This window comes from Crocosphaera sp. XPORK-15E (genome assembly GCF_034931425.1).
Lineage (GTDB): Bacteria > Cyanobacteriota > Cyanobacteriia > Cyanobacteriales > Microcystaceae > UHCC-0190.
The window spans coordinates 46,194-53,488 of the sequence record NZ_JAYGHQ010000009.1; the positions used below are offsets into that span (position 1 = coordinate 46,194).

6 protein-coding genes are annotated in these 7,295 nt (G+C 37.3%); 3 read left to right on the forward strand and 3 right to left on the reverse strand.

Translation table 11 applies throughout. From position 1 onward, the window contains the following. Positions 1-46 precede the first annotated feature (46 nt). From VB691_RS10955 to VB691_RS10965, 3 genes are all read left to right on the forward strand, one after another. A complete protein-coding gene (locus VB691_RS10955) occupies positions 47-1,240 on the forward strand; it encodes a pentapeptide repeat-containing protein (RefSeq protein WP_323291529.1) in 1,194 nt (397 codons plus the stop codon). Positions 1,241-1,412: 172 nt separating this feature from the next. Next, positions 1,413-3,503 carry a phosphate acetyltransferase gene (gene pta / locus VB691_RS10960; RefSeq protein ID WP_323291530.1) on the forward strand — a complete coding sequence of 697 codons (2,091 nt, stop codon included), beginning with the start codon at positions 1,413-1,415 and terminating at the stop codon, positions 3,501-3,503. A 66-nt stretch (positions 3,504-3,569) separates the two neighbouring features. Then, positions 3,570-4,337 (forward strand): Uma2 family endonuclease, encoded by a 768-nt coding sequence (locus VB691_RS10965; protein ID WP_323291531.1) that lies wholly within the window; start codon positions 3,570-3,572, stop codon positions 4,335-4,337. A gap of 7 nt (positions 4,338-4,344) precedes the next feature. Here the strand turns inward: VB691_RS10965 and VB691_RS10970 are convergent, their stop codons facing one another. The 3 genes from VB691_RS10970 to VB691_RS10980 form a co-directional block, all read right to left on the reverse strand. After that, complete coding sequence (locus VB691_RS10970; protein ID WP_323291532.1) at positions 4,345-5,739, reverse strand: MlaD family protein; 1,395 nt, start codon at positions 5,737-5,739, stop codon at positions 4,345-4,347. A gap of 78 nt (positions 5,740-5,817) precedes the next feature. After that, the gene (locus tag VB691_RS10975) at positions 5,818-6,603 is read right to left on the reverse strand and encodes an ABC transporter ATP-binding protein (protein ID WP_323291533.1); all 786 of its coding nucleotides are present in this window, start codon (positions 6,601-6,603) and stop codon (positions 5,818-5,820) included. Positions 6,604-6,662: 59 nt separating this feature from the next. Continuing rightward, on the reverse strand, positions 6,663-7,223 hold the full coding sequence (locus tag VB691_RS10980) for a pentapeptide repeat-containing protein (protein ID WP_323291534.1): 561 nt from the start codon (positions 7,221-7,223) through the stop codon (positions 6,663-6,665). Positions 7,224-7,295 lie beyond the last annotated feature (72 nt).

Below are 7,295 nucleotides of genomic sequence, written 5' to 3' on the forward strand. Positions count from 1 at the left end.
TAAACTATAATATGATTATACTCCAAAGTTTAATTGCAAGAAAGCAATGGCAAATCGAGAACAGTTAGAAATACTTAAACTTAGTGTTCAAGAATGGAATAAGTGGCGACAAGATAATCCTCATGTTGAAATAGATCTTAGTCAGGCTGATTTAAGTAATTTGAATCTTAATGGAGCTATTTTAAATGATGCAGATATGAGTGATTCTACATTAGCACGTTCTAAATTAATACAGGCTAAATTAATTAGGGCTAATTTAAGAAAAACCAGTTTAATGTATACTGATTTTCAGTTCGCAATTTTAGCAGAGGCTAATTTTTTAGGGGCAACATTTATCAATACCAATTTTCACCTTGCTAATTTAACTCAAGCTAATTTGGAGAGTGCAAGTCTCATTGGAAGAGTTCCAAATCAGGGATTAGATGTTTTTCGTCAAGCAAACATTAGACAAGCTAACTTCAGTAGAGCTAATTTACATAAAGCTGATTTAAGTGGACAAATTATAAGTGATCAGAGCTTTAATTTCGCTAATCTTAGTGATGCAAATTTAGCCAGGGTTGAAGCGTTAGGTACTAACTTTGAAAATGCGACTTTGACAGGTGCTTGTATCGAAGATTGGCATATTAATAGTGACACGAAATTTAATGACGTAATTTGTAAATATATTTATCGAAAGATAACTGGATATACTACTAAGGACTATATATATTTAGAACGTCGCCCATCAGATGAAACTAAAATATTTAATCCTGGAGACTTTCAACGGTTAATTGAAACTTCAAGGGAAACTGTTGATTTAATTTTCGGACAAGGTATTGATTGGCATATATTTCTACAATCTTTTAATCAATTACGAGATAATTTTCCTAATGATGATCTTACTGTAAGCGCAATTGAGAAGAAATATAATGGTGCATTTATTATTAAAGTTGAAGTTCCTCAAAATTCAGATAAATCAGCAATAGAAGCTGATTTCTGGAAACAATATCAACCTCTTTTAGATGCTAAAGATGCTCACATTAAATCATTAGAATCTAACAATAATTTTTTACAACAAGAAATAGAATCAAATAGAAAAGAAAATACTGAAATGTTAAAGATTATTAAAACATTAGCAGCAAAAGATAATAGTAAAATTATCAATAACTTCCAAAATTCTAAATTTGGCGGTGGTTTTTCAACAGAAAATTATAATGGAAATGTCAATAATAACGATAATGATAATAGTTTTATCGATTGAATGGTTTTAAAAGTTGAGGAATTTTTTAGATTAAGTTGACTCGTCATCTTATTATTACCGTAGTTTTTATATTTAAACCTCAATTTGTGCTAAATTAAGTTAAACAGGATAGGAACAGCGATCGCTAACTTTTTAAATTCCATAACTTAGCTCATTTATTATTACTTTTATTATGACGAATTCTCTATATATTAGCACCATTGAACCCAGAAGCGGCAAATCTCTGATCGCTTTGGGAATTATTGAACTTATCCTCAGAAAAACGACTAAAGTGGGATTTTTTCGCCCCATTATTCAAGATCCTATTGATGATCAACCAGATAAACATATTGATTTAATTCTCTCTCATTTTAAATTACCCCAAACATACCATGATTCCTTTGGGTTATTGTATTCAGAAGTTAATAATTTGATGGGACAAGAAAAACTAGATGAGATTTTAGATAAAATTATCACTAAATATAAGAAATTAGAGAAAAATTGTGATTTTATTGTTTGTGAAAACTCTGATTATGTAGCAGAAAATGCAGCTTTTGCATTTGATCTTAATGTTGCTATTGCTAAAAACTTAGGATGCTCTTTTTTGATCTTAGGTAATGGTCATCAAAAATCCATTGAAGATATTAGTATTTCTCTCAAAATTGTAGCTGATGCTTACCGAGAAAAACACTGCAAGATTTTAGGAATTATTGTTAACAAAGTAGCTCTAAATGATGTCAAAGCCTTAGAAGATAGCCTACAAAAAATTTACACAGATAATCATTATTTATTCTCAGTCATTCCCTATGATAAAAAGTTAGATAGTCCCAGAGTCAGAGAAATTGCAGAACAACTAAAAGCCCAAGTTTTATATGGACATAATCGTTTAGATAATTTAGTCTTTAATTATCTTGTTGCTGCCATGCAAATGCAACACGCAATTACTCACTTAGATGACAATTATTTAGTGGTAACACCATCAGATAGAGGTGATGTTATCATTGGAACATTACAAGCTCATCAGTCTACAAATTACCCAAATTTAGCAGGTATTCTCCTAACCACTGAATGTCAATTAGAAAGTTCAATTGACCGATTAATTGGGGGACTTGCTGATCCGTTACCCATTTTGTGGGTGGATACTTATACCTATCCTACTGCTTCTCGTTTGCAAACTGTTTATAGTTCTTTAAAAGCGGGAGATTTAGAAAAAATTAATTGGAGTATTGAAATTTTTGATGAATCTGTTAATCTACCAAAATTAGAACAACTGATTAATGATATTGAAGTTGATGGAATTACCCCGAAATTATTTACCTATAACCTAATTCAACAGGCCAAATCTAAAAAACGTCATCTTGTTTTACCCGAAGGAAAAGATCCTCGTATTTTGCAAGCGGTTGCTATTTTAACATCACGGGATATTGTAAATATAACCTTATTGGGAGAAAAAGCAAGAATTGAACAAACGATTCAAAATAATGGGATTCAATTAGATCTTAATAACTTAAATATTATTAATCCGGTAGAAAGTCCATATTTAGAAGATTATACTCAGACATTATATGACCTCAGAAAACACAAAGGACTCACCTTAGAAAGTGCCAAAGATATGATGATAGATGTCTCATATTTTGGGACAATGATGGTGTACAAAGGCGATGCAGATGGCATGGTTTCAGGAGCAATTCATACCACAGGACATACAATTCGTCCGGCTCTACAAATTATTAAAACAAAACCAGATTACAAACTCGTTTCTTCAGTCTTTTTTATGTGTTTACCCGACAAAGTTTTAGTCTATGGAGACTGTGCGATTAATCCTAATCCTACTGCCGAACAATTAGCAGAAATTGCCATTGTTTCCGCAGAAACAGCCGAAACTTTTGGGATAATTCCAAAAGTTGCCTTACTTTCTTATTCATCAGGAGAGTCAGGAAAAGGGGAAGATGTAGAAAAAGTTAAACAAGCAACCATCATCGCTAAAAAACGCCGTCCTGACTTATTATTTGAAGGGCCAATACAATATGATGCTGCGGTTGATATGACTGTTGCAGCGCAAAAAATACCCGATTCAAAAGTAGCGGGACAAGCAACAGTTTTTATCTTTCCTGACTTAAATACGGGAAATAATACTTATAAAGCAGTGCAAAGAGAAACGGGAGCTATTGCCATCGGCCCCATTTTACAAGGGTTAAAAAAACCCGTCAACGATCTCAGTCGAGGTTGTACCGTTGAAGATATTATTAATACGGTTGCGATCACAGCGATTCAATCAAACTGATTACATTTAAAACTGTTTTAGCTTAATTTGCTATGATTGATTTAACGATTACAACGGGTTAAAAAGATGACAACCCTAGACCAGACTTCTGAAATTATCTGTCCTCCCACCGATTTATGGAGTGATGAACCTCCCTTGGAAAGTGACTTACATTTACAACAAATAATCTTATTGTTAGCTTGTTTAGACTGGTTATGGCAAGAAAGAACGGATTACTATGCTTCTGGTAATCTGACTATTTATTACAACGCAGAACAACTGAAAAAGCGAGATTTCTGTGGCCCTGATTTTTTTGTTGTTTTAGACACTCAAAAACGTCCCCGTAAGAGTTGGGTAGTTTGGGGAGAAGGGGGCAAATATCCCAATTTAATTATGGAAATACTCTCAGATTCTACGGCAAATGTGGATAGAACCCGCAAAAAAGACCTTTATCAAAATATTTTCCGTACCCCTGATTATTTCTGGTTTGACCCGAATACCTTAGAATTTGAAGGGTTTAGTTTGACCCATGGACAATATGAAGCGATCGCACCCAATGAGCAAGGCTATCTATGGAGTAAGGAATTAGGATTATATTTAGGAGTATTAGACGGTAAATTACGCTATTTTACCAATGAAGGCGAATTAGTCCCTACTCCTCAAGAATCCGCCTTGCAGGAACGATTAGCCAAGGAACAGGAAAAATTAGCCAAAGAGGAAGAAAGACGAGCTAAAGAGGAGGAAAGACGAGCTAAAGAGGAGGAAAGACGAGCCAAAGAAGAATCACAACGACGTGAAGCTATATTAGCTCAAAAATTGCGAGAACTGGGCATTAATCCTGATGAAATTGTCTAGAATTGGGTTAATTATCTATTTTATCTTTTTGTTCGCTGGTTTCTCCTTGTTTTTGAACCGGATCTAGGGTAATTTTAGGGATAGGTTGTTTCAGGGGTGAAATTCGTTTAGGTAATGCAGTCGGGTAATTTTGAGGGGTTTGAGTTGTGTCTAACCTTTGTTGAGTTACTAATTGATATTCCACCTGATCACTAACTACTTCAAGAACTTGGGCCGTGTAAACTTGTTGTTCTAATTGTTCCGTATAAGAGACTAAACTACTCAGTCCATTAATCAATTTACGAACATTATCACGGAAGGAAGGATCACCTGTTAATTCTTCCACATCAGAGGTAATTTTTTGAGCATTTTCAAAAGTTGAGCGAGCCGAATCTAAGGTTTTTTGAATGCCTAAAATAACTTGTGGATCATTAATTGCTTGGGAAAAATTCTGTAAATTTTTAGAAGTTTCGGCAGCATTAGCCATCAATACTTCTAAATCCTTAGCAATTTGTTTAACATTAACTTCATCAAGGCCAGCATTAACCCTATTAACCGTTGTGCCTAAATTAATTGCTACCTTTCGCGCCTCATCACTGGTACGCTCAAGACTATTCAAAGTATTAACAACATTCCCTCTATTTTCCGCCACCAACCCATCAAGGTTATTAATTAAATTAGCAGCACCGCTAATAGTGCGATTGAGATCAGCGCGATTTTCGGTGACGACTGTATTAACATTTCGCATCAATTGAGAAGCATCTTGAGCCGCTTGATCTGCACGACGAATGGCACCGGATACCCCACCAATTTGACCGCGAGCCGCTTTAGAAAACCGAGTCACTTCTTCACTAAGTGTAGCAATTTTATCCCCTGCTTTCGAGACATTTTTCGCGGCTGAACTTAAATTCCCCACAAATTCGGGGTCACTGTAAGCATTACTTAAACGGGTCAAAGCTTCAACCAATTGGGAACCTGTCTGCCCTTCAATTTGATCATTATTGCAGAGAATTTTTTGAGCCGCAGCACAATCTTTGCTAGTAGGATCAATGGCTAAGGCCTCCTTCGACAAACTACGGGAGGGGGTAATGTCCACGGAGGCCTCGCCAATAAGTCCAACACGGTTAATTTGAATCTTTGAGCCACTGGGAATGCGTAACTCTGTGGAAGATATTTCTACCGCTACTTTGACTCCGTTACTGCTCGGTTGGAGTCCAAGAATTTTCCCCACGGCCACCCCACGATAACGAACAGGGGCCCCAATTTGTAAGCCGCTTACATCTTGAAAATCAGCAATAATTTGATAGGTTTGTTGGCCTAAGACACCCCCTCGAAGCCATATTACCAATCCCCCAAACATAATTAGTCCTAAAAGAGCAAATAGCCCGACTGAGCCTTCCTGAAGGGTTCGCATTCGTAGCATGGTTGTTCCTCACACTGTCTCAAAAAATGATCAAGGAATAGATAAGATTGTTCATCTTTCATCCCCTCATACCATAGCTTAATCGATTACTCTAATTGGGCCTTTGATGCTGGCACTAAAGAACTGTCGCACAATGGGGTTAGAAGTGCTATCAATCTCATCTACCATCCCCTCCCATTGAATTTTGCCACCGTAGAGAAAGATTACCCGATCTGCCGTGCGGCGAATGGTACTATCTTGGTGGGAAACCATTACATAGGTATCACACCCTCCAGGAGCTTTTTGCAGACGACGCACTAAATCTTCAATCACGGTGGAAGAAATGGGGTCTAAGCCCGCTGTTGGTTCGTCATAGAGGACAATTTCGGGGTTGTCTAGGGTATTTTCAGGGTTAGCAATTAAAGCGCGGGCAAAACTAACCCGTTTTCGCATCCCCCCGGAAAGTTGGGAAGGATAGCGATCGCCCATTCCCTGTAATCCCACCATAGCTAATTTAGCATCGACTAATCCCCGAATCTTGGGGCGGGGTAGTTTAGAATGTTCGTAGAGAAAAAAGCCCACATTTTCATCCACCGTTAAGGAGTCAAATAGGGCAGCTTGTTGGAAAACTAAGGCAATTCTCATCGGTTGATGGCCGTCTTCAATAATGCCTTTGCGTCGTTTTCCTTTCAGGTAAATTTCGCCACGATCTAGGGGTAATAATCCGGCAATGAGTCGTAAAATGGTTGATTTTCCCGTACCAGATGGGCCAATAACGACTAAGGCCTCTCCACTATAAATGGTTAAATCAATCTCATCAAGAATAACATTACCGCCAAAGGACTTAGAAACGCCTCTGAGTTCAATTAAGGGTTCTTTGACCATCTTTGTTCCAAAGGATGTTTATTGCTGCTCTCAGACAATATAGCAAAGGCTGATAAGTGTCACAAACTGAGATCCCAAGGAGTGCCTTCAATACAAGCATCATTTAATGATGCCCCTTCTAAGATAACTCGTTCAACTTGAGCGCAGAATAAATTGGCCTCACTGAAATTAGTCCCTCTCAGGATCGCACCATTGAGAATGGCTTCTTCTAAATCTGCTTGAGATAAATCTGCTCCCGATAAATTAGTATTGCTTAAATCAGCTTGTTGTAAAATCGTTCCGATTAAGGTTGCTCCCCGTAAATCACATCCCCGAAAATCGACCCTCGTTAAGTCTAAATGGCTTAATACTGCCCCCGCCAGAAAAGCCCCTGCTAAACTGATATTTTTGCCCACTATATCTAATAAAATCGCTCCCCGTAAATCCGCATTACGACAGTCAGCATCTCTTAAATCAGCCCCCGTCAAATCCGCACCCCGTAAGTTACACCGTAAATTAGCACCCCGTAAATTGGCCCCCGTTAAATCCGCACCCGATAAGTTAGCACCTGATAAATCTATCCCCGCTAAATCTTTAATTTGACCACTACGAATATCCGCTAAATTGATGGTTTGATTCATTTTTTTTATCTCCATATTGATTAAACTGCTGACTGAGGGAATGCTGACTGAGGGAATGCTGACTGAGGGACT